Source organism: Lysobacterales bacterium (assembly GCA_019634735.1).
Lineage (GTDB): Bacteria > Pseudomonadota > Gammaproteobacteria > Xanthomonadales > UBA2363 > Pseudofulvimonas.
The window spans coordinates 68487-91059 of the sequence record JAHCAT010000017.1; the positions used below are offsets into that span (position 1 = coordinate 68487).

Annotated in this window: 17 protein-coding genes; 8 read left to right on the forward strand and 9 right to left on the reverse strand. The window is 72.4% G+C overall.

What is annotated here, in order from left to right; all coding sequences use genetic code 11:
• Window positions 1-2: 2 nt before the first annotated feature.
• From KF823_14795 to KF823_14825, 7 genes are all read right to left on the reverse strand, one after another.
• Window positions 3-1097 (reverse strand): PLP-dependent cysteine synthase family protein, encoded by a 1095-nt coding sequence (locus KF823_14795; protein MBX3727175.1) that lies wholly within the window; start codon window positions 1095-1097, stop codon window positions 3-5.
• Between the two features lie 63 nt (window positions 1098-1160).
• Window positions 1161-3068, reverse strand: a complete 1908-nt coding sequence (locus KF823_14800) for a pyridoxal-dependent decarboxylase (protein MBX3727176.1) — start codon at window positions 3066-3068, stop codon at window positions 1161-1163.
• A complete protein-coding gene (locus KF823_14805) occupies window positions 3065-3466 on the reverse strand; it encodes a SirB2 family protein (GenBank protein ID MBX3727177.1) in 402 nt (133 codons plus the stop codon). Before KF823_14805 ends, KF823_14800 begins: the two co-directional genes overlap by 4 nt.
• A 10-nt stretch (window positions 3467-3476) precedes the next feature.
• Entirely contained in the window at window positions 3477-4706 is a 1230-nt protein-coding gene (locus KF823_14810) for an NnrS family protein (protein ID MBX3727178.1), read from the reverse strand.
• A 578-nt stretch (window positions 4707-5284) separates the two neighbouring features.
• Window positions 5285-6085, reverse strand: coding sequence for a hypothetical protein (locus KF823_14815; protein MBX3727179.1), 801 nt, complete (start codon window positions 6083-6085; stop codon window positions 5285-5287).
• Window positions 6086-6089: 4 nt separating this feature from the next.
• Window positions 6090-6431 carry a hypothetical protein gene (locus KF823_14820; GenBank protein ID MBX3727180.1) on the reverse strand — a complete coding sequence of 114 codons (342 nt, stop codon included), beginning with the start codon at window positions 6429-6431 and terminating at the stop codon, window positions 6090-6092.
• A gap of 191 nt (window positions 6432-6622) precedes the next feature.
• On the reverse strand, window positions 6623-9253 hold the full coding sequence (locus tag KF823_14825; GenBank protein MBX3727181.1) for a protein kinase: 2631 nt from the start codon (window positions 9251-9253) through the stop codon (window positions 6623-6625).
• Between the two features lie 229 nt (window positions 9254-9482).
• On the opposite strand from KF823_14825, the gene KF823_14830 reads away from it, so the two are divergent.
• The gene (locus KF823_14830) at window positions 9483-9929 is read left to right on the forward strand and encodes a hypothetical protein (protein ID MBX3727182.1); all 447 of its coding nucleotides are present in this window, start codon (window positions 9483-9485) and stop codon (window positions 9927-9929) included.
• Between the two features lie 487 nt (window positions 9930-10416).
• Here the strand turns inward: KF823_14830 and KF823_14835 are convergent, their stop codons facing one another.
• Entirely contained in the window at window positions 10417-12693 is a 2277-nt protein-coding gene (locus KF823_14835) for a nitric-oxide reductase large subunit (GenBank protein MBX3727183.1), read from the reverse strand.
• A 108-nt stretch (window positions 12694-12801) separates the two neighbouring features.
• A complete protein-coding gene (locus KF823_14840) occupies window positions 12802-13539 on the reverse strand; it encodes a helix-turn-helix domain-containing protein (GenBank protein ID MBX3727184.1) in 738 nt (245 codons plus the stop codon).
• 190 nt (window positions 13540-13729) lie between these two features.
• Here KF823_14840 and ftsE point away from each other — a divergent pair, with 190 nt between their 5' ends.
• The 7 genes from ftsE to KF823_14875 all read left to right on the forward strand — a co-directional run.
• Window positions 13730-14413 (forward strand): cell division ATP-binding protein FtsE, encoded by a 684-nt coding sequence (ftsE, locus tag KF823_14845; GenBank protein MBX3727185.1) that lies wholly within the window; start codon window positions 13730-13732, stop codon window positions 14411-14413.
• A gap of 1 nt (window position 14414) precedes the next feature.
• Window positions 14415-15323, forward strand: a complete 909-nt coding sequence (locus KF823_14850; protein MBX3727186.1) for a permease-like cell division protein FtsX — start codon at window positions 14415-14417, stop codon at window positions 15321-15323.
• Window positions 15320-16021: a uracil-DNA glycosylase gene (ung, locus tag KF823_14855; protein ID MBX3727187.1), complete on the forward strand. Its 702-nt coding sequence runs from the start codon at window positions 15320-15322 to the stop codon at window positions 16019-16021. Before KF823_14850 ends, ung begins: the two co-directional genes overlap by 4 nt.
• Window positions 16022-16231: 210 nt before the next feature.
• A complete protein-coding gene (locus KF823_14860; protein ID MBX3727188.1) occupies window positions 16232-17116 on the forward strand; it encodes a response regulator in 885 nt (294 codons plus the stop codon).
• 300 nt (window positions 17117-17416) lie between these two features.
• Complete coding sequence (locus KF823_14865; GenBank protein MBX3727189.1) at window positions 17417-18307, forward strand: hypothetical protein; 891 nt, start codon at window positions 17417-17419, stop codon at window positions 18305-18307.
• Window positions 18308-18476: 169 nt separating this feature from the next.
• On the forward strand, window positions 18477-19280 hold the full coding sequence (locus tag KF823_14870) for a hypothetical protein (GenBank protein MBX3727190.1): 804 nt from the start codon (window positions 18477-18479) through the stop codon (window positions 19278-19280).
• A gap of 905 nt (window positions 19281-20185) precedes the next feature.
• Window positions 20186-22573, forward strand: a 2388-nt coding sequence (locus KF823_14875; GenBank protein ID MBX3727191.1) for a fibronectin type III domain-containing protein, incomplete at its 3' end; no start/stop codon positions are given.

The following is a 22573-nucleotide window of genomic DNA, read 5'->3' on the forward strand; positions in this document are numbered from 1 at the left end:
CATCAGTCCAGCGGCGCCGGGATCCCGCCCTGCTGCAGGGCGCGTTCCAGGCCGAGCCGCCAGGCGCCATGCGCGGGTGCGTGCGCAGTCAGCCAGCCCGGATCGAACACGGTCTCCGCATGGCGCTCGCCACGATCGCACAGCAGGGTGGCGATGCTGGCGGTGCGCCCCTGCGCCACGCACTCGGTCGCCAGCGCCAGGCAGGCAACCAGGTTGGTGCCCGAGGAGCTCCCCCAGCGCCGGCCCAGCGCCTGGGCCAGCACCGCAGCCCCGGCGCAGGAGGCGTCGTCGTCGACCTCGATCACCCGGTCGACCACTTCGAACACGAAGCCGGGTTCGATGCGCGGCCGACCGATGCCCTCGACCAGGCTGCAGCGGCCGGCTGGCGCCTCGCCGCGCCAGCCGGCGGCGAAGGCGCCGTCGCGGGGCTCGGCCACGCACAGCCGGGTCGGCAGACCGCGGTAGCGCAGGTAGCGGCCGATGGTCGCCGAGGTGCCGCCGGTGCCGGCGCCGCAGACGATCCAGTCCGGTTGCGGGTGCGGCTCGCCGGTGAGCTGGCCGACGATCGACTCGGCGATGTTGTTGTTGCCGCGCCAGTCGGTGGCGCGCTCGGCCAGGCCGAACTGGTCCAGGAAGCAGCCTTCGATGTCCGCGGCCAGTGCGCAGGCCTGCGCCGCGCAATCGCTGCCCGGCGCCACCAGGTGGCATTCGCCGCCGAGGGCGTCGATCTCGCGCAGCTTGCCGGGCGCGGTGCCCTGCGGCAGCACGGCGATGAAGCGCAGGCCGAGCAGGCGCGCGAACCAGGCCTCCGAGATCGCGGTGCTGCCGGAGGAGGCGTCGACCACCGCCTGGCCCTCGCGCAGGCGGCCGTTGCACAGCGCGTACAGGAACAGCGAGCGCGCCAGCCTGTGCTTGAGGCTGCCGCTGGGATGGGTGGCCTCGTCCTTGAAGTAGAAGTCGATGCCGGGATAGCCGGGAAAGCGGGCGTGCAGCAGGTGGGTGTCGGCCGAGCGCGCCGCCTCGCGCGCAAGCGCCGCGACCGCGGCATGGACCCAGTCGTGGTTGCGGGTTCGAGCGTGCAAGGCGGCGTCGGGCATGGCGACAGGGTGCCGCCCGGCGGGCGCCGTCGCCTTGATCCAGGTCAGCCGCCGTCGGGCGGCTCAGCCCGGCGCCAGCGCCGTCGCCAGGCCGGCCAGATGATCGAAGTAGCGGTCGATGTAGCTGATGCCGTTTTCCTCGTCGATCACGTACGGGTTCATCAGGGTGTGGCGGAGGATGACCAGGCGGTCGTCGTCGCCGCGGCCCAGGCTGGCCGGGTCCAGATCCAGCGCATCGAGTACCCGGCCGGTGTCGGCGCGGCCCAGGGCGTCGGGGCGCAGGGTGGTGATCGAGCCGAAGAAGGCGCGCCCCTGCACCGGCGCATCGGTGTCGACGCGCAGCCGCTCGTAGAGCGCGCGCACGAAGCGGTTCATCGCCGCCACCTCGCGGTTGCCGGCCGGGTTCAGCGCCAGCGTCACCAGGTTGCTGTCCGGCTCGAACGGAACGCACACGCGCAGCCGCCCGGCCATGCCTTCGGCGAAGCGGTTGGCGGCGGCCCGGAACTGCCGGGCCGCGAACACGCCCTGGGCGAGCAGGCGGCCGAAGTGCCGGTGGTCGAGCGGCAGCACCCGATGGCTGACGTAGACCGCGGCCGCCGCGGCGCCGGACTTGCTGCCCTCCAGCAGGTAGCGGCCGAGCTGGCGCGCCTGCACGGCGGGGTCGTCCTCGTCGCCGTCGAACACGTAGTCGGCGGATTCGCCGAGCAGGGGCATGGCGCGGCGGTCGCGCGCCACGAAGGCGCCGGCACCGTAGGGGATGTAGCCGAGCTTGTGCGGATCGACGGTCACCGAATCGGCCTGGCCGATCGCCGCGTAGGCGGCATGTACGTCTGGCGAGGGGAAGCCGTCGTGCTCGGCCTGCATGGCCACCAGCGGCCGCATTCCGCCTTCGGGTTCGCGGAACAGGCTGGCCAGGTAGCCGCCCCAGGCGCCATCGACGTGCACCGAAAAACCCAGCCCCCGTGCCGCCCAGCGTTCGCGCGCGGCGACCACGCCATCGACCGGGTCGACCGTGCCGAACTCGGTGCTGCCAAGCACCGGCACCACAATCAATACGTCCTGGCCGTGGCGGTGCAGGCGCGACAGCAGATCGTCGAGCGCATCGAGGTCCAGGCGCATGCCGGTCTCCGGCACGGTGAGCAGCTGATCGCGGCCCAGGCCCAGAAGCTTGACGCCCTTGCTCCAGGAGTAGTGCGCGGTGACCGGCGCCAGCACCACGGGCGCAGTGAGCGCCGGGTGCCTGGCGAGGAAGCCGGCCAGACCGAGCTGTTCCAGGCGCTCGCTCTCCAGGCGACCGCGCCAGCGCCGCCGTTCGGGCGGCGACAGGTCGCGCAGGAAGCCCTGCCATGCCGCCAGCAGGGCGATCGAGCGCGCCGGCGCCAGGTTGAAGGCGGCGCGGTCGTCGTCGGGCAGGCCGGGCAGGGGCGGTGCCGCGGCGCGCAGCGCCACCGGGAACGCCTTCAGCGCCAGCGCCAGGCGCAGGCCCTGGAAGTTCGCGACGGTGCCGCCCGAGCACAGGTGGCCGTAGGCGCAGCCGGGCTGCGCCGGATCGGCGCCGAAACCGAGCATGGCCGCCAGCTGCAGTCCCGCCTTGAGCTCCAGGTCGATGGTGACCGGCGCGGCCTCCTCGCTGACGTTGTTCGGGTTGTAGGGCAGGGTCAGCCACCAGGCAGCCAGGCCTGGCAGCAGCAGATCGGAGACCATGTGGCCCAGGTAGCGCGGACTGTGGAAGGGCACCGAGCGCTTCAGCGCCGCCGACAGCGTGTGCAGCTCGCGGCGCATGCGCGCCTCGAAGGCCTGGAACGCCGGCTGGCGGTCGGCGCCGGTCGGGATCGCCGGCGGGTCCTCCGGGTGCAGGTTGCGCCGCCAGTAGACGTGGTCGCGCAGGAACTCGACGACCAGCTTCTCGAGCAGGGCGTCGTTCTCGCCGTACGGACCCAGGAAGCAGGGGTGCAGCAGCGGGTCGCTCATGGCCGCAGCAGCAGCCAGGGCCCGAGCGGATGGTGGGCGCGGGCGACCAGGTACATGCAGGCGAAGCACGCCAGCGCGGCGAGCAGCCAGGGCAGGCGGCGGCCGGCCGGCAGCGCCGCGGCCAGGGCGCGGTGGCCGATCGCCACGTAGAGCACCAGCAGGCCCAGTTTGACGCTCAGCCAGTGGTTGGCGAACAGCTCGCGCGGCAACACCACCAGCAGCATCAGCGCAGCCGTCAGCAGCACGCTGTCGATGCTCCAGCTCAGCCAGCGCATCGGATCGCGGCGCGGCCAGCGCATCCCGGCCAGCAGGGCGCTGCCGCGCAGCGCGAACAGGCCGACGCTGGCGAACACTGCGGCGATGTGCACCGCCTTGATCTGCGGATAGAACTCGATCATCTCGCCGCACTCAACCCGGCGCGCCGTCGGCGCGCGGCGTCAGCCACAGGTACAGGCCACGCAGCACCCAGGGCGCAAAGGCCAGCAGCCAGGCCAGCGCCGCCCAGGCCTGCCAGGCCCAGGTGTCGACCGCCAGTTCGGCGGCGATGCGTGCCACGGCGGTGAGCTGCACCATCGCGAACGCCACCCGGGCCACCGCCGGCATTCGCAGCGGCCGGCCGGAATGACCCTGGCTGACCCGGGTCACCATCGCCACCAGCAGCGAACCGAAGAAGCCCACCGCCAGGGCGTGCACCGGCGCGCGAACGAGCACGAACTCGCCGGTGAAGGCCATCACCAGCGACTGTGCGGTGTACAGGGCGAACGCCATCGGCAGCCAGGCCATGCCGAGGAAGAGCACGCGCAGCAGGCCGGGCATCGGTCCGGCCGGCCAGATGCGCAGCAGCCAGGCCAGACACAGCACGGTCAGCGGCAGGCTGGCCAGCCACAGCCAGGCGTAGGCATGGGCCAGTTCCAGCGCGAGCAGGGCGGCGACCAGCAGCCACAGCGCGGCCAGCAGCCACAGCGGCTTCCACGGTCGGTAGCCGGACAGCACGCAGCTGGCGAAGAACGGCAGCATGCGATGCGCCACGGTCAGGTAGACCGGCAGCAGGAAGCCGAGCATGGCCAGCTTGAACGCCGCGAAGGCCAGCAGGCCATGCCGCTGGGCATGCAGCCAGGCAGCGAAGCAGAGCAGCCCGGCCAGCCCCAGCGACAGCGCCAGGAGCATGCTGCGGGCGTGCCAGTCGGGTGCGCGGGCGCGGCGCAGCACCCCCGCCAGTACCACCAGTCCGGCGATCCAGCCGGCCAGGGTGACCAGCACGCCGAGGTGCAGCAGGTGCGGGTGGCCCCACAGGCCCGCCAGTACCAGCAGCTGGCCGCCGAACAACCCGGCGCCGACCGGCACGTAGTGCCAGCGCGACAGCGGCGGCTGCCCCAGCCAGCGCGGGAACACGGTCAGCAGGAAACCGAAGATGAAGGGCGTGAACACCTGGAAGCCCATCACCAGGGCATGGCCCCAGCCGGCCGGTATCGGCGGCTGCGGCAGGGCCCAGAGCTGGAAGCGCAGCGCCAGCAGCCAGGCGGTCCACCAGGCCATGCCGGCCAGCACGTTGACGGCGCCCACCAGGAACAGCAGGCGGTGCGGCGCGGCGGTCAGCAGGGCCGGCAGCGGCCGATCGAGAGGATGGGTGGTGGCCATGGCGGCAGTGTCGCCGTCGCGGCAGGGTCGGTGCCTTGATCCAGGTCAGCGCGTGGTGGTCGCCCGTGCGCCCAGGCGCATCGCCGGGGAAAGTGGCTTGGGGCTGCGCGCGCTTTTCTCTTCCTCATGGACGAGGCGCCTGGGGAGCGGGCCGTCGCCTGCCATGGTCTGCATCGTTGCCGGTCCAGCGGCACGCGCTGGCTGGGGCGGCCCTCTCCCCCGCCCCTCCCCCGCAGGCGGGGGAGGGGAGCAGTGCGGCGCCGCGGCGAGTTCGAGAGGGCGGGGTGCGGTGCCGCGGCGAGTTCGAGGGGGCGGGGTGCGGTGGCGCAGCGAGTTCGAGTGCGAGGAGTGATGTGCTTCGGCGGGCCCGGACGGGGAAGAGTGCTGTGCTGCAGTGGGCTGGCAGGAAGGATCTGTTTTCCGGGACCACCCAGGAGTCAGTGGTCTGTCGATGGACGGCAGTCCCGACCGCCGCGGCAGGCGTCCGTCCGGCCTGACGCGGACCTGGGCCCCCTCTGATCTGCCGCTTGTACGGTTGCCGCACCGGTCGTCGATGTCCGACCGGCGTGGTCAGGCCGTCAGTCGGCGGACGGCGGATTGCCGGCCCGCGAGCGCACGAACAGCACGGCGCCCTGCGCCTGCGCCGTGGCTTCGTCGCAGGCCTCGGCGCCGGTCAGCCGCGGGCAATGGCGCTGCAGGGTGTCGACATCGAGCAGCTCGGCGATCCGGGTGTGGTTGACGCAGGTGGCGCCGTCCGGGCGCCATCCGGCCTCGAACGCCAGCCCGGGCGCGTCCTGTTCCGGTGCCTGCACGCCGTCGCGGTCGTAGATGTCGATCAGGGTGCCGTCGCGGGTGGCCGATTCGCCGTCGCCGCAGTAGTCGGCGCGGGCGGCGCGCATGCAGGCCTCGAAGTGCGGCTGCAGGGGCTGCCCGGTGGCGGGTGCGGTCCGCCAGGGTTCATAGCCCCAGCGCAGGCACTTGGCCTGCACGCCGCTGACGCAGCTCAGGCTGAAGCGATCGCGGTCGGGCAGGTAGCGCTGCGCCTCGTCCACGGTGCCCTGGAAGAACACCACGTCGGTCTCGCCCTCGGGGTCGGGCGTGCAGAACGGCTGGAAGCGGCGTCGGCCGGGTGCGCGCAGGCGCGCCTGGTAAAGCCACAGTCCCGGGAAGCGGGCCTGCGCGTCCGGCCGGGCGCCGTCGATGCGCAGGGTGCCCAGCCCGGGCAGGTCGATGTCCAGCCCGACCAGGTCGGCGCCGGCCAGCCGGCGCTCGCCGGCGACCAGGCTCAGCTCGGCGCCGGCGACCACCAGGTCGACGTCCATCGCCTGGACGACCGGCAGGCCGGCCGCCAGCAGCAGCGCGAGGGCCGGTCGTCGCATCGCCTCAGCGCAGCCCGGAGACCCGCACCCGGCCCTGGGGCAGGCCGCTCAACTGCGGTTCGCCCGCAGCCGTGGCGCCCTGGCTGGAGCGGCCCTGGAACTTGTTTCCGTTGATGCGCATGCCCTGGAACTTGGTCCCGTTGATGCGCATGCCCTGGAACTTCACGCCATTGACCCGGAAGCCCTGCAGGTTGATGCCGTTGATCTTGAACCCCTGCAGCTTGATGCCGTTGGCCTGGAGCCCGGCCTGTGGGGCGCCGGCGAGGTCGCTGGCGGGAAGGGTGCCGGCCAGCGCCGGACCGGCAAGGACCAGCAGCAGGCTGGTGGTGAGCAGCAGCGTCTTCATGGGGCGTCTCCTACAGGTCAGGGGGGCGGGACGGTCCCGACCCCACACTGGCACCTACGCAGCGACCGCGGGCCGGGGATCATCGCGCGGGCCGGCCGTCGCGCGGCGGAAACATCCCCAGTGCCCAGGCGCCCGGCCGCGCGGCGGGCTGGAGGGCGAGCGCGCGGGCCGGACCGGACCGTCCCCGCGGTTCAGGGCCGGGCGTCGGACGTGTCCTGGGCAAGGTGGCCGGCGGCCACGGCGCGCGCTTCAAGATGGCGCGCGCCGTCTTCGTCGCCGGCCTCGCGCAGCAGCGCGGCGCGGGCGCGCAGGCTGCGGGCCAGCTCCTCGTGGCGGTCCAGGCCGACGCGCGCGAATCCTGCGATGGCCTGGTCGAGCAGCTCTGCGGCCGCGGCCGGGTTGCCGCGCGCCTGTTCGATGCCGGCCAGCAGGCGGCGGCTGCGCAGGATGGTCGCGCTGTCGCCGATGCCGATCGAGCCGGCGTCCGCCAGGGCCTGGCGCAGCAGCGGCTCGGCCTGGTCGACCCGGCCGTTCTCCAGCAGGACGCGGCCGCGCAGGGCGGCAGCCGGAGCGCGCCGGCGCGGATCCACGGCACCGGCCTCGACCAGGGTGCCGTAGCGTTCGATCAGCGCCAGTGCCTGCGCGCGGTCGCCGCGGCCGGAGTGCGCGGTCGCCAGGTTGCCCATCACCGTGCCGGTCATCGTGTGCGATTCGCCCAGGCGCGCGGTGGCCTCCGCCAGGGTGGCTGTGAGCCGGTCCACCGCCTCGTCGTGGCGGCCTGCTGCGACCAGCGCGTGGCCCAGAGCGTTGTCGACCCAGACCTGGCGGGCAGCCGCGGCCTCCGGGCGGGTGGCCAGCAGGGCGTCGGCGCGCTCGCAGTCGGCGATCGCCTGCGCGTGTTGCCCCAGATTGGCGCGGGTCGTGCACAGGTTGACGAACAGCACCGCGGCGTCGGCGCCCAGGCCGCCGCTGATCCGCGCCTCGTCCTCGATCATCGCCTCGTAGTGCGCCACCACCTCGTGGTAGCGGCCGCGCGTCAACGCTTCGCTGGCCAGCCCGGTGCGGGCGTTCTGGCGCACCCTGGCGATCTCCGGGGTCGGCGCCTCCACGGCGTCCAGCAGGTCCAGCGCGCGCCGGCTGTAGCCCAGGGCCTGGTCGAGCTGTCCTGTGCGCAGCAGGTTCACGCCGATCATGTGCAGCACCGAGCCGCGCATCGCGGCATCGCCGACCTGCGGGTGCGCGTCGAGCTCGCGCTCCAGCTGCAGCAGGGCCTCGCGGGCCTCGTCGAGGTGGCCAAGCTCCTGCAGGGCGGTGGCCAGCACCTCGCGAAGCTCCAGGCGGGACTCGGGGGCGTCGGCCAGCGCCGGGTCCAGGCGCGCCAGGGCGGCGCGGATGAAGTCGGCCAGGCTGAGCTGGACGCCGCCGGCGGACTCGGTCGGAATCAGCTCCTCGAACGCCGTCACCACGAAGTCGCGGGTCGCCTGGGCGCGTCGGGCCTGGTTGCGCGCCTGCTCGGCCTGGGCCTCGGCACGCGCCGCCTCGGCACGGGCGATGCCGGCCTGCCACAGCGCGCCGCCCAGGCCGACCAGCAGGGCCGCCAGCACCGCGCCGGCAGCAGCGACCGCCACGGCATTGCGGCGCAGGAAACGGCGCGCCCGATAGCCGGCACTGTCAGCCTTGGCGCGCACCGGCCGGCCCGCCAGCCAGGCGCGCAGGTCCTCTGCGAAGGCGGCGGCAGTGGCGTGCCGGCGCGCGGGCTCCGGGCGCAAGGCCATGGCCAGGATCAGGTCCAGGTCGCCGCGCACCTCGCGGGACAGACGTACGGTGTCGGCCTGCGGTCCGTACACGGTGGTCAGGGACTCGCCGCTGGCCCGGCGCAGCACCTCGCTGGCCGGTGCGGTCGGGACGTCGCTGCCGACCTCGGCGGCCAGCGCGGCCAGGTCGCGCGATTGCCGCCGGTGCGGCAACTGCCCGGTGAGCAGTTCGAACAGCAGCACCGCCAGACCATAGACATCGGCCGCTGTGCCGACCGGCTGGCCCAGCACCTGCTCGGGTGCCGCGTAGGCGGGCGAGAGCACGTGCATGCCGGTGCCGGTCAGGGTCTGGCCGGCGGTGGGTTCCAGCAGCTTGGCGATGCCGAAGTCGAGCAGGCGCGGCTGGCCCGTCGCGTCGACCAGCACGTTCGACGGCTTGAGATCGCGGTGCACCACCAGGTGGGCATGGGCGTAGGCGACCGCATCGGCGATGCGCGCCACCAGCGCGACCCGCTCGCGCACGTCCAGGCCCTGGTGGGCGGCATGCTCGCGCAGCGGCAGGCCATCGACCTGCTCCATGGCGTACCAGGGCCGGCCGTCGGCGGTGGTGCCGGCGTCCAGCAGGCGCACGATGCCGGGGTGGTCGAGCCGCGCCAGGATGTCGCGCTCCTGCCGGAAGCGGCGCAGCAGCGCCTCGGTATCCAGGCCGCGCTTGAGCAGCTTGACGGCGACCTCGCGCTGGAACGCGCCGTCGTCGCGACGGGCGCGCCAGACCTCGCCCATGCCGCCCTCGCCGATCGCTGCGACCAGTCGCCAGGGTCCCACGGTATCGCCGGGCATCAGCGCCGGTCGGGTGTCGCCCGACGCCACCTCGGGCACCGCCTCGACGACGGCGCGGTCGAGCGGTCCGTCGTCGCCCTGGTCGGCCGCCAGCAGGCGCCGTACCTGGCCGGCCAGTGCCGGGTCGGCGTCGTGCAGGGACTTCAGGCGCTGCTCGCGCTGCGCGGGCGACAGCTCGACCAGGGTGTCGAACCACCGCGCCATCGCCTGCCAGTCCTGCTCTGCCATACCCGTGCTCCCGGCCTGCGCCACACCGCGCCGCGGGGAGTGTGCCATCGGCAAGGGTCCGACGCCGCCAGGTTATGGTCCGGTGTCGCCTGCGCAGGCCGGGCGTGGCGAGTAGGCGGGCCAGCGCCGCGGGCCCAGTGTGCCGCTATGCTGCGCGCCCCCTCTGACGACGGCGGCTGTTGCCCGTGCGCCGTACCCGCGATCGCACCGACCCCCCAGGGAGAACGCCTTGACCGATCCGATCCGACACAACGCCGAGCTCGCGGTGCAGCGCCTGCAGGGCCGGGTGCCCGGCGCCTGGGACTTCACGCCCGACAGCCTGGCGGTGGTCGACCGGTTCCTCGCGGCCGCGGCGCCCCAGATCGCGCAACTGAGTGCGGGCGATGCCAGGGCGCTTGCCAACATCATCGGCTGCTACGTGCTGGAGGTCGGCCTGCGCGAGCACGGCGGCGAGTACCAGCGGTTCGCGGGTCGGGAGGAGTCGGTCCTGGTCGTGGACAAGGGGGCGCACCAGGTGGCGCTGACCCCATTCGATACGGTGCGCGCGCGGCTGGCCGGCAGCCAGGGTGCGGCGGTCTCGGTGCTCTATCGAGGCTTTTCCGACAACGTCCGGTCGGCCGCGCCGGGCACCCGGATGCTTCATGGGCTTGATCCGGCGCCCGTCCCTCCGGCCTGATCGGCGTCGTGACTCAGCCCACTGCCGGGCAGCGCGTCGCCAGTGCGACGGCACCGCACTTCTCCCCTTCCCAAGATCTGATTGGCGTGGTGTCTCAGTCCACTGCCAGGCGGCGTATCGCCGATGCGACGGCACCGCACTTCTCCCCTCCCCCGCATGCGCGGGAGGGGCGGGGGAGAAGGCCGCCCCAGCCAGGGCGGGCCGCTGGGTCGGCAACGATGCAGATCATGGCCAGCCCCGACCCTCTCCCCCGGCCCCTCTCCCACAGGGAGAGGGGAGCACAGCGCGCTGCGCTCACGGAACATCGGATTTGGGTCTTGGGTCCCCGATCCTGAGCTGAGACACGACGCTAACGGGTCCCTTCGGTGGGCCCCGCTACCTGCTGAGCGCATGGTGCCTGCGCAGTCCCGGACCCGGATGCGGCAGACGGTCCTCCAGACGCAGAGGGGCGGCCGGAGCCGCCCCCTGCGCCCGCACGGGACGACGATCAGTGGGTTTCGGCGGGCAGCGCCGCCGCCGGCGCCTCGGCCGCCTTGGCCCGGCCGGGCAGCCACAACCGCGCCACGAACACGGCGAGCGCCAGGGCCCCGATGCTGAAGATCACATCGCCCGGCACCCGCATCCAGACCAGCAGCTGGATGATCGGCTGCTGCATCAGGTCCGCCGAACGCGCATACCAGTAGCCGTGCTCGAGCGCAGCGCCGAGCTGGATGATCCCCATCGGCAACAGGGTCAGCAGGGCCATCAGCGACAGGCCGATGTTCAGCGCCCAGAACGAGGTGCGCAGCAGGCCCTCGTTCCACACCGCGTGGGGCTTCATGCCGCGCAGGCAGAACAGCATCAGACCGATGCCGAGCATGCCGTAGACGCCGAACAGGGCGGTGTGGCCGTGCAGCGGGGTCAGATTGAGGCCCTGCATGTAGTACAGCGGCAGCGGCGGGTTGATAAGGAAGCCGAACAGGCCGGCGCCGACCAGGTTCCAGAAGGCGACCGCCACGAAGAACATGATCGGCCACTTGTAGCGGGCCATCCAGGGCGTTGCGCGGCGCAGCGACCACTGGTGGTAGGCCTCGAAGCCGATCAGCGCCAGCGGCACCACCTCCAGCGCCGAGAAGCTGGCGCCCAGGGCGATGACCGCGGTCGGCGTGCCGGTGAAGTACAGGTGGTGCAGGGTGCCCAGCACGCCACCGGCCATGAACACGATGGTGGCGAACAGCACCGCCACGGTCGCCAGGCCGGCGCGGATCAGCCCCAGCTTGGCGAACAGGAAGGCGATCACCGCGGTGGCGAAGACCTCGAAGAAGCCCTCCACCCACAGGTGCACCACCCACCAGCGCCAGTACTCGACCAGGGACAGGTGGGTGTGCTCGCCCCACATCAGGCCGGCGCCGTAGAAAAGACCGATCGCCACGGTGGACAGGAACAGCAGGGCGGTGATCGAGCGCATCTCGCCGCCCTTGCGGATCGCCGGCACCAGACAGCGGCCGACCAGGACCAGCCAGATGCCCAGGCCGGCGAACAGGAACCACTGCCAGAAGCGGCCGATGTCGACGTACTCCCAGCCCTGGTGGCCGAACCAGAAGTTGTGCTGCAGTCCGAGCTTCTGCATGACCGCGAACCACTGGCCGGCGAAGGCGCCGACCACGATCACCAGCAGGCACACCCAGAGCACGTTGACGCCCAGGCGCTGGAAGCGCGGCTCGTGGCCGGAGATCGCCGGGCCGATGTACAGGCCCATGCCCAGCCAGGCGGTGGCGATCCACAGCACGGCCAGCTGGGTGTGCCATGTGCGGGTCAGCGAGTACGGCAGGTACTCGGACAGGGCGATGCCATAGAAGTCGTGGCCCTCGACCTGGTAGTGGGCGGTCAGGGCGCCGAGCAGGATCTGGACCAGGAACAGGGCGATCACCACCCAGAAATACTTGGCGGTGGCGCGCATCGAGGGGGTCACCTTGATGCTGGCCAGCGGGTCGGTGACCGGAGCCGGATGGCCCAGGTCCTCGCGCTGGGTGGCGTAGTACCAGCCCAGCAGGGCGATTCCGGCGATCAGGAACAGCACGCTGAACACCGTCCACATCAGCAGGTGCGGCGGCGGCTCGTTGCCGACCACCGGGTCGTACGGCCAGTTCGCCGTGTAGGTGATCTCCTGGCCGGGCCGCGGCGTCACCGCCGACCAGGCGCTCCACCAGACGAAGGCGGCGAGCTGCTCGCGGTGTCCGGGGTCGGCCACGGTGCCGTTCTTCATCGCGTAGGCGCGGCGCAGGTCGACCATGGCCGGTTCGTCGCCGAACAGGTCGGTGTAGTGGCGGCGCACCTGGGCCATCGCCTCGGCCCGGGCGGCCGGGATCACGAGGGTGTCGGTGGCCGCGTCGTAGCCGTTCACCCGCATGCGCGACTGCAGGCGGGCGCGCAGGCTGGCCTGGACCTCGGTGTCCAGCGCGTCGTAGCCCTCGGCGCCGCGCTCGCGGGCCATCAGGTCGAGCCAGGCACGGGCCTCGCGCTGCAGCCAGTCGGCGGTCCAGTCGGGTGCCACGTAGCTGCCGTGGCCCCAGATCGAGCCCAGCTGGTGGCCGCCTATCGACTGCCAGACCTGGCGACCGGTCTGGATGTCGTCGCGGGTGAGGACGAGGTCGCCGTTGTCGGTGACGACCTGGGCAGGCAGCGGTGGCATCTGCCGGTGGATCTCGGTGCCGATCCATAGCAGGACGGCGAACGAGACGGCCAGCAGCGCAGCCAGGCCGGCCCAGAGCTTGCGGGTGGTCATGACGCGGATCTCCGGATGGGAACGGCGCCATGCTGTGCCGGACCCGGCCGGGCGGCACTGATCCAGGTCAGCCGCTGCGGAGATCGTCGTCGTGCGACCCGGGGGGTTTCAGTCGCGCAGGACGGTCCTCGCCAGCGCGTCCAGTCGCCCGGCATCGAGGATCTCGACGTCCCGGCCGTGCACGGCCAGCACGCCGTCGTCCTGGAGCCGGCGCAGCACCCTGCTGACGGTTTCGGAGGCCAGGCGCAGGTAGTTGCCGATGTCGGCCCGCGCCATCGCCAGCGTGAAGCGCCGTGACGAAAAGCCACGCTCGCCCCAGCGCCGCGACAGGCTGACCAGGAACGCGGCCAGGCGCTCGTCGGCGCTGTGGTCGCCGGCCATCAGCGTGGCCTTGCCGATGTCCTGGCTGAGCAGGCGGAACAGCTGCGCCTGCAGCCCCGGCATGCGTTGCGCAAGGGTCGCCATCATCGGGAAGGAGAACCGGCACAGCATCACGGTGTCCAGCGCCACCGCATTGCAGGGATAGCGCTCGGCGTGGATCGCGCCCAGGCCGATCACCTCGCCGGGCAGGAAGAAGCCGTGCACCTGCTCGCCGCCGTCGGCGTCGATCACGCTGGTCTTCACGGTGCCGGCCCGCACCGCGGCGATCGCATTGAAGGGTTCGCCTTCGGCGAAGATGCGTTCGCCCGGGCGGAACGGGCCGATGTGCTCGACCAGACAATGCAGTTCGGCCAGGGCCGACTTGTCGTAGCCCTGCGACAGGCAGGCGCTGGAAAAGGCGCAGGTGCTGCAGAAGCGGAGCGCGTCGCCGTCGTCGGCAATGGCGCCCGGCGCAGCTGCCGTCATGGCCGGACCCCGCGTCCGCAGGCCGGCGGGATCGGTTGGATTGGTCTGCGCATCGCCCGGTCGCTGTGGCCGTCTGTCCTGACAGGTCCGGATCATACGCAGGGTGGGCGGGTGCTGGCGAACCGGTGCGCGCGCCGGCCATGCTACCGTCGCGGCCGCCCGCCGCCTGCGCCCCCGGATGCCCAAGTCCGTGACCGTGATCGAAGCCCGTTCCCTGCACCTGCGCTATCCGGGCGGCCGCGACGCCCTGAGCGACCTGGACTTCGCGGTCGAGGCCGGCGAGATGGTGTTCGTCACTGGTCGCTCCGGCGCCGGCAAGAGCACCCTGGTGCGCCTGCTCGCCTGCCTGATGCTGCCCAGCCGCGGCAGCCTGCGCGTGCTGGACTGCGAGCCGGCGCGGCTGCGCCGTCGCCAGCGGCCGGCGCTGCGCCGGCGCATCGGCGTGGTGTTCCAGGACCACCGCCTGCTGCCGGCGCTGAGCGTCGCCGAAAACGTCGCCCTGCCGCTGCGCATCGCCGGCGCCAGCGATGGCGAGGTCGACAAGCGGGTGCGCGCCGCGCTCGACCTGGTCGGCCTGGGTGCGCGCGCCCGCAGCGCGCCGGACGCCCTGTCCGGCGGCGAGCAGCAGCGCGTCGGCATCGCCCGTGCGATCGTCCACCGGCCGGCCCTGGTGCTGGCCGACGAGCCGACCGGCAACCTCGACCCGCAACTGTCGAGCGAGGTCATGGCCCTGTTCGAGCGGCTCGGCAGCCACGGCACCACGGTGCTGGTGGCCAGCCACGACCTGCACCTGATCAGGCAGCTTCGCAAGCGCGTGCTGGTGCTGGACCAGGGGCGCCTGGTCGACGACTTCCGGCCGGAGGAGGGTGCCTGACATGGCCGCCCCGCTGCGCCGCCTGCGCCACAAGCACCGCCAGGCCCGGCGCGGCGCCTGGGCGCAACTTCGCGCGCGGCCGTTGGCGCACGGCTTCGCGATCGCGCTGCTGGCGCTGGCGCTGCTGGCCCTGCTGCTGCTGCGTGCCGGGCTGGACCAGTTCCGGCAGCTCGGCGAGCCGCTGGCCGGCGCCCGCACCCTGAACCTGTTCCTGGCCCCGGCGATCGACGCCAGCGGCGCCCAGGCCCTGGTGCGCGAGCTGGCCGCCGATCCGCGCGTCGCCGCGGTCGACACGGTCAGCCCGCAACAGGGGCTGGCCGAGCTGGGGCACGTCGCCGGCAGCGCCGAGGCGCTGGCCGCGCTGCCGGACAATCCCCTGCCCTGGCTGCTGACCGTGGAGCCGGTCGATCGCGCGGCGGCGGCCGCCCTGGCGCCAGAGTGGCGGCAGCGCGCCGAGGTCGAGCTGCTCGCCGACGAACACGAATGGCAGCAGCGCGCGGACGCCGTCCTGCGCGCGTCCCGCGCCGTGCTGCTGGCGCTTGCCGCCCTGGTGGCGCTGGCGGCGCTGCTGCTGGCGGCGGGCGCCGTGCGCACCCTGCGCCTGGAGGGTGCGGTGGAGCGCAGCCTGCAGCGCGTGTTCGGTGCCAGCGAGGCGGATCTGCGGCGACCCTACCTGTACCTCGGCCTGACCTACGGATTCCTTGCCGGGCTGCTGGCCGTGGCGCTGGCGCTGGCGTTGCAGCTCTGGCTGCAGCCGGCGCTGGCGGCGCTCTATCAGGCGTTCGGCCTGACGCCTGCGACGCGCCCCGACCCCTGGCTGGCCGCGGCACCGGTGCTGGCCGCCCTGCTCGGTGCCGCCGGGGCCTGGCTGGCCTGTCTGATCGAGCCGGATCTGGAAGGCGGCGCATGAACACGGCGGCCGCAGCCACCGACCGCCTTCGCCTCGAGCCGGGCTGGAAGCGCGAGCTGGCGCCCCTGTTCGAGACCGAGCAGATGATTTCCCTGCGCAGCTTCCTGCGCAGCGAACTGGCCGCCGGCAAGACGGTGTATCCGCCGCCCGGGCAGATCTTCGCGGCCTTCGACGCGACGCCGTTCGAGGCGGTCCGTGTGGTCATCCTGGGCCAGGACCCCTATCACGGCCCCGGCCAGGCGCATGGCCTGTGCTTCTCGGTACCGCCGCGCGTGCCGGTGCCACCGTCCCTGCGCAACATCCTGGCCGAGGTGCACGGCGACCTGGGTATCGCGCCGTCCGGGCAGGGCTGTCTGATGCACTGGGCGCGCCAGGGCGTCCTGCTGCTCAATGCCGTGCTGACCGTCGAGCGCGGCCGGGCCGGCGCCCACCAGGGACGCGGCTGGGAACAGTTCACCGATGCCGTGATCGCGCGCCTGGACGAGCAGCGCGAGCACCTGGTGTTCATGCTTTGGGGGGCGCCGGCTCGGGCCAAGGGCCGCCTGGTGGACAGCCGTCGTCACCTGGTGCTCAGGGCGCCGCATCCCTCGCCGCTGTCGGCGCACCGCGGCTTCTTCGGCTGCCGGCACTTTTCCCGTTGCAATGCCTGGCTGCAGGCGCACGGAATGCCGGCGATCGACTGGTCGGTGCCGGGCTGATCGCCTGACCGTGCGACCGGCGGCCGGGCCGCAACGCCCCTGCCGTGCCGGCGCAGGTACGGGGCCGGCCGTGCCTGCCTGCGTCGGACCGCCCCCCGGACGGGGCATGCCGACCCGGATTTCCCGCAAGTGTGCTTTCGCGCACGGTCCCGCCCGTCCTGCCGGGCGTAGTCTTGGCCGTCCCACTGCCAGACCGGGCACGCAGACACCATGACCAGTCCACGTCCAGCCGTCCATGTCACCGGCGACCACCCGCGCATCCTCGTGGTGGACGGGTCCAAGGTGGTGCGCATGATGATCGGCAAGGTGCTGGCCCGCGATGTGCCCGCCGCCGAGGTGGTCGCCTGCGGGACCGGCGCCGAGGCCCTGCAGGCGCTGGATGCCGGCCCGGTCGACCTGGTGATCACCGCGCTGCGGCTTCCCGACATGGACGGCCAGGCCCTGGCGGCCCAGGTGCGCGCCCTGCCCGGCCAGCCCTTCATGCCGATCGTCGCGGTCAGCGGCGACGTCCAGGAGCGCCTGCTGGAACGCTCGCTGGGCGACGACATCACCGACTACTTCGACAAGTCGCTGGGCTACGAGGCGCTGTCCGCATTCATTTCCGGCCATGTCGGCGGACCCGACCCGACCGGCGGCCAGGTCCTGTACATCGAGGACAGCCGCGTGGTCGCCATGGCCACGCGCCGCATGCTGGAGCGGCACGGCCTCAAGGTGCACCACGTCACCAGCGTCGAGGACGCTCTGGCCCTTCTGGAGACCGACCGCGCACGCACCGGCATGCCGGCCTGCGACCTGCTGCTGACCGACGTCTACCTCAAGGGCGGAATGACCGGACACGACCTGCTTGCGCAGGTGCGGGGCCAGCTGGGCTGGGGCCGCGACCGCCTGCCGATCCTGGTGATGACCGGCGACGAGAATCCGGACAACCAGTCGGCCCTGCTGCGCGCCGGCGCCAACGACCTGGTCGAGAAACCCATCGAGGAGCGCCTGCTGGTCACCAAGGTGCTGTTCCAGTTGCGCGTCGGCCGCCTGCTGCGGGCCCGTGCGAGTGGCGGGCGGGCGACCGCGCCGCCGGATGCCGCCCTGGCTGCCTGACACCGTCGGCCAGCCGGCCGTCCCGATCTTCCGGATCCTGGGGCGCAAGCCGGACCGCCGGCCCTGTCGCCTCGCCTGGCCGGCGCGTGTCCGGACACGCCAGGCAGCCGAAAGTGCGGCAGGCGATCCTCGTGCGGCAGCTCGGTCTGCTCCCGCGGTCTTCCCGACCTGGTGCCGATGAGCAGCGCTCGGTCATCGAGCCACCGCCCCGCACCGGGAGCGCGCGCCCGCTCGCCAAGTGCCGCGTCCTCGTGAAGCATCCGGGCTAGAATCCGGCCGATCACCCCGGAATTCCGGATCATGACCCAGACCCTGATCGCGATCCTCGTCGTGCTGGCGCTCAGCCACTACGCGCCGGAGTTCACCCGGGTGCGTCGTTTCGACTGGCTGCCGGCGTGGGCGGAGCGCGCCCGGCGCCTGCTGCCCGAGCGGTCCTGGTCGGGACCGGGCCTGCTCTGGGCCGTGCTTGGCCTGCCCTTGCTGGTCGTCCTGCTGGTCCAGGGCCTGCTGGCCAATCCGGGCGTACCGGCGCTGCTGCTGCTGTTGTTCGGCGCGGCCGCCCTGTTCTACGTCTGGGGGCCGCGCGATCTCGATCGCGATGTCGAGCGGATCGCCGCCACGCCGCCCGCCGAGCAGCCCGCCCAGGCCGCCACTCGCCTGGCCGCAACGCCCCCGGCCCAGCCCGGCGATGCCGCAGGCATGGTGGCGGCGGCGGCCCAGAAGCGCTGGTTCGGTCCCTTGCTGTGGTTCGTGATCCTGGGCGCCGTCGGCGCCGTGGGCTACCGGCTGCTGCAACTCGCCGCCGATGGCGATATCGAGTCGCTGACGGCGGAGCAGCGTGCGGCCGCGGGTCGCCTGCGCGACCTGCTCGACTGGCCGGTGGCCCAGCTCATGGTGCTGGCCTTGGCCGTCGCCACCGATTTCGACCAGGTGCTGACCACCTGGAAGGCGCGCGCCGCAGCCGCCGGCGGCGCGCTGGCCATCGATCCCGGCCTGGTGCCGGCCGCAGCTCGCACCGCCGTTCGTGCCGACCTGGCCGAGGCGGGCGAGAGCGAACTCCCGCCCGACGGCGAGCCGGGCAGCCTGGATGCCGCCCCGGTCCTGCGCGATGCCCTGGCCGTCATTCGCCGGGTGCTGGTGGTGTGGCTGAGCCTGCTGGCGCTGGCGGCGCTGGCCAGCCTGCTGGCCTGATCGATCCGGGGGTTGTCGCCTGCGGCGCGGCGGGCCAGGTCAGGCCCGGACGGTCGCCGGCACGCGGCCGCGCGCCGCGCCAGCGACGATCCTGAAGCCTGTGCCGACCGGCCGGCGTGGCCGGTCGGGTTAGCATGGGCGCCTGCAAGCAATCGACACGGGAGTCTTTATGCGCGTTGCCACCCTCGGATTCGTCCTGCCGGCCCTGCTCGCCGGCCTGCTGACCGCCTGCGCCACGCAGGCGCCTCGCCAGCCAGCCGCCGAGTCCCCGCCGTTCACCATCGAGCGCTTCCGCGACGAGCGCAAGCTCGGTGAAGGCGTGCACACCCTGGTGCTGGACAATCCCTACGGCGAGATCCATGTGCGCCAGACGTCGGCCGGTGCGCTGGCCATCCAGGGGGCCGAGCAGCGCATCGGCGAGGTGCCTCGGATCGCCCGGCTGGACTGGTTCGAGGCCGAGGGCCGCCAGGGCCTCCGGGTACGCTACGCGGAGCACGATCCGGAGACGCCGGCCAATCCTCGCCTTGGGCGCGTCGACCTTTACGCGTTCGTGCCGCCCGGCCTGCGGCTGGATCTGCGCACCGATTTCGGCGCGATCGTCGTGCGACGTATCGATGATGAGGTGACGGCGCGCAGCCGCAGCGGCGGCATCACGGTTGCGGCGCGCGGTGCGATGGACCTGGAAACCCGGGAGGGCCAGGTGCGTGCCTGGACGATGAGCGCGGACTGGCGCGGACCTGTCAGGCTGGTGGGTGGCGCCGGCGTGCTGGTCGACGTGCCCCTGTTCGCGCCCATCGACCTGCAGGCCGATGCCGTCGACGGCATCCGTGCGGACTTCGACGTCGACAGCATCGTCCAGGATGCGAACGGCCGTTGGCAGGCGCGACACCGCATCGGCGACGCCAGCCTGCCGCTGCGCATCGAGAGCGGCGCCGACATCCTGCTCCAGGGACTGACGGTGCGGCGCCCCTGAGAGGCGGGTGAGATTCGGCTTGCCGGCTCCGGTCATGGCAGGTCGCCCGCCGCCGCGGCTGCCGATGAGGTCGACCTGTACTGGGCCCGTCCAGTGTTGCGCCGGGAGGGCGAACCGAAGCGCGATCGGCACGGTCGACTTCAGCGGGCCGCCAGGCTGGCGCCGGCCGATGTCGCCCCCTGGCTCGGGAGCTTCGCAACCCTGCCGCGCGTGGGCCGAGCCCGATCGCGGTCACCCCTGCGTGCCGGTCGGTAGATCATGCGGCCCTGCTGTCGGCCGGGCAGGGAGCGAAACCCGGCCGGCTGGTCCGGGGCGCGAGGCCCGAAACCGGCAGGTGCCCCGGAAGCGAAGCCTGACGGCACAACCTGATTAGCGTCGTGTCTCAGCCCAGGATCGGGGACCAAGGACCAGGACCCGGTGTTCGGTAAGCGGAGCGCGCTGTGCTCCCCTCTCCCTGTGGGAGACCTGATTAGCGTCGTGTCTCAGTTCAGGATCGGGGACCAAGGACCAGGACCCGGTGTTCGGTAAGCGGATCGCGCTGTGCTCCCCTCTCCCTGTGGGAGAGGGGCCGGGGGAGAGGGCCGGCACTTGCCATGATCTGCATCGTTGCTGGCCCAGCGGCGCGCGCTGGCCCAGGCAGCCCTCTCCCCCGCCCCTCCCCCGCAGGCGGGGGAGGGGAGACGTGCGGTGTCGTCGCACTACGTAAAGCTGCCTGGCAGCGGGCGGAGACACGACGCCAATCAGGACGGCGCAAGGGAGGGCGCCCCTGGGGCGCGGCATCGGAGCCGGAAACCCGGCTCCGGCCAGCCGATGTGCGACCACGGTGAGCGCGGTCACTGTTGCGCAGGCCGCCGCTGTGCTATCACTGCACTTCCTGTAACTGTCCAGCACTCCCGGGAGGGGTCGTGAATCTCGTAAAAAGCCTGTTGGCCGGCGGCATTGCCGCGGCCGTGTTTCTGAGTGCGCCGGTCACGGCCTCCCAGGACGTAGACAATCCGGGCGCGGCCAAGTCGCCTGTCGCAGCCAGCACCTCCGAATTCCTCGGCACGGTGTACCCCGAAGTCCTGTCGATCGACGTCCACAACGACCCGATCGGCCTGGAATGGCAACCGGGCGACCCGGTGCGCGAAATCCCGCGCCAGCACTGGGCCGACCCGCAGGTGCTCGCCGCCAACGCGCGGATGCCCGTCAACGAGCCGCAGGCCGATCCGCTGGTCGAGCGCCAGCAGGCCTTCGACGCCGAGAACGCCGGCGGCCGTGGCGGCAGCTTCACGACGCCGCTGCAGAACTACGAGGGCGCGCCGGGTACCACCTTCCCGCCCGATCCCACCGGCGACATCGGCACCACCCAGTACGTCCAGGCGGTCAACGCCTCGGGCGGCACCCGGGTGCGCGTGTTCGACAAGGTCACCGGTACGATGCAGGCCAACTTCATCCTGACCACCACGCTGCAGGGCACCAATCCCTGCAACTCGGGCCTGGGTGATCCCATCGTCCTGTTCGACAGCATCGCCAATCGCTGGGTGCTGACCGAGTTCTCGCCGCAGGCGGGTCGCGCCCTGTGCGTCTACGTCAGCGCCAATGCCGACGCGGCCAACACGGCCAGCGGCAACTGGTTCCGCTACACCTTCGTGATGCCGTCGTTCCCGGACTATCCGAAGTACGGTGTCTGGCCCGATGCCTACTACGTCACGGCGAACGAGAGCGGCACCGCCGGCTCCCGTCCGGTCTACGCCTTCGAGCGCACCCAGATGCTGTCCGGGCAGCCGGCGCGCTTCGTGCGCCTGACCGTGCCCAACCTGGCCGGCTTCAGCTTCCAGTTGCTGACGCCGGCCCACTTCGTCGGCGACACCCCGCCTCCGGCGAACGCCCCGGGCATCTTCATGCGCCACCGCGACGACGAGGCGCACAACGCCGGCAGCAACAACCCGGCACAGGATTTCCTGGAGCTGTGGCAGCTCAGCATGAACTGGGCGCCGAATCCGCCGGTTGGCACGCTGACTCCGGTGTTCCAGGTGCCGGTCGCCGAGTTCAATTCGCGCATGAACGGCCTGACCGCGTTCAACGCCTTCGCCCAGCCATCAGGCCAGCGCCTGGATCCGCTGCGCGAGCCGGTCATGAACGTGCTGATGTACCGCAACTTCGGCAGCCATGAGTCGCTGGTCGGCAACCTTGTCACCAACACCCTGACCGATCCGCAGATCCGTGGCGCGATCCGCTGGTTCGAACTGCGCCGTTCCGGCAGCACCGCCAACACCGCCTGGCAACTCCACCAGGAAGGCACCTATGCGCCGGCCGACGCGGGCGGCAACATCGACCGCTGGATGGCCGGTTCGGGTATCGACTCGGCGGGCAACATCGCGATGGCCTACAGCGTCGTGCGCCAGAACCCGGGCATCTTCGCGGGCCTGCGCTACATCGGCCGCCTGGCGTCCGATCCGCTGGGCGTCATGACCACCGGCGAAGCCAACATCGTCGACGGCGAGCGCAACCAGGGCGCCGACCGCTGGGGCGACTACCACCAGATGGGCGTCGATCCGGTCGACGGTTGCACCTTCTGGTTCACCGGCGAGTACATGGGTCCGGCCGGCACCACCAACAACACCCGCATCGCCAGCTTCCGGCACGCCGCGTGCGGCGAGCCCAGCTTCACCTTGGCGACCTCGCTGGCGCAGGCCTCGATCTGCGCGGCCAGCCCGCCGGCCAACGCGCCGCCGATCCAGGTCACCGTTGGTTCGGTGTCGGGCTTCACCAACCCGGTTGCGCTGTCCTTCAACCCGGCGCTGCCGACCGGCATCACCGGCTCGCTGACGCCGGCTTCGGTCAATCCGCCGGGCAGCTCGGCCCTGGCACTGACGGCGAATGCGGGTGTCGCGCCGGGGGCCAACACGGTCACCGTGCAGGGCACGTCCGGCGCCATCACCAAGACCACCGACGTGGTGCTCAACATCGCCACGGCGGCGCCCAGCGCACCGGCACTGGTCAGCCCCGCCAACAACGCCACCAACGTCATTCTGCAGCCCACCCTGACCTGGGGTGCGGCAACCCAGGGCGTCGACTACGTGGTCGAAGTGGCCAGCGACGCCGCCTTCAACACCATCGTGTTCACCGGCAACGTCAGCAACGGCACCAGCATCGCGGTGGCCGCACCCCTGGCCTCCAACACCACCTACTGGTGGCGTGCCCGAGCGGCCAATGTCTGCGGCAACGGCGGCAACTCGACGGTGTTCAGCTTCACCACCCAGCCGGCCCCGGGCGACTGCGCCGCCGGCGCCACGCCCTTCAACGTCTTT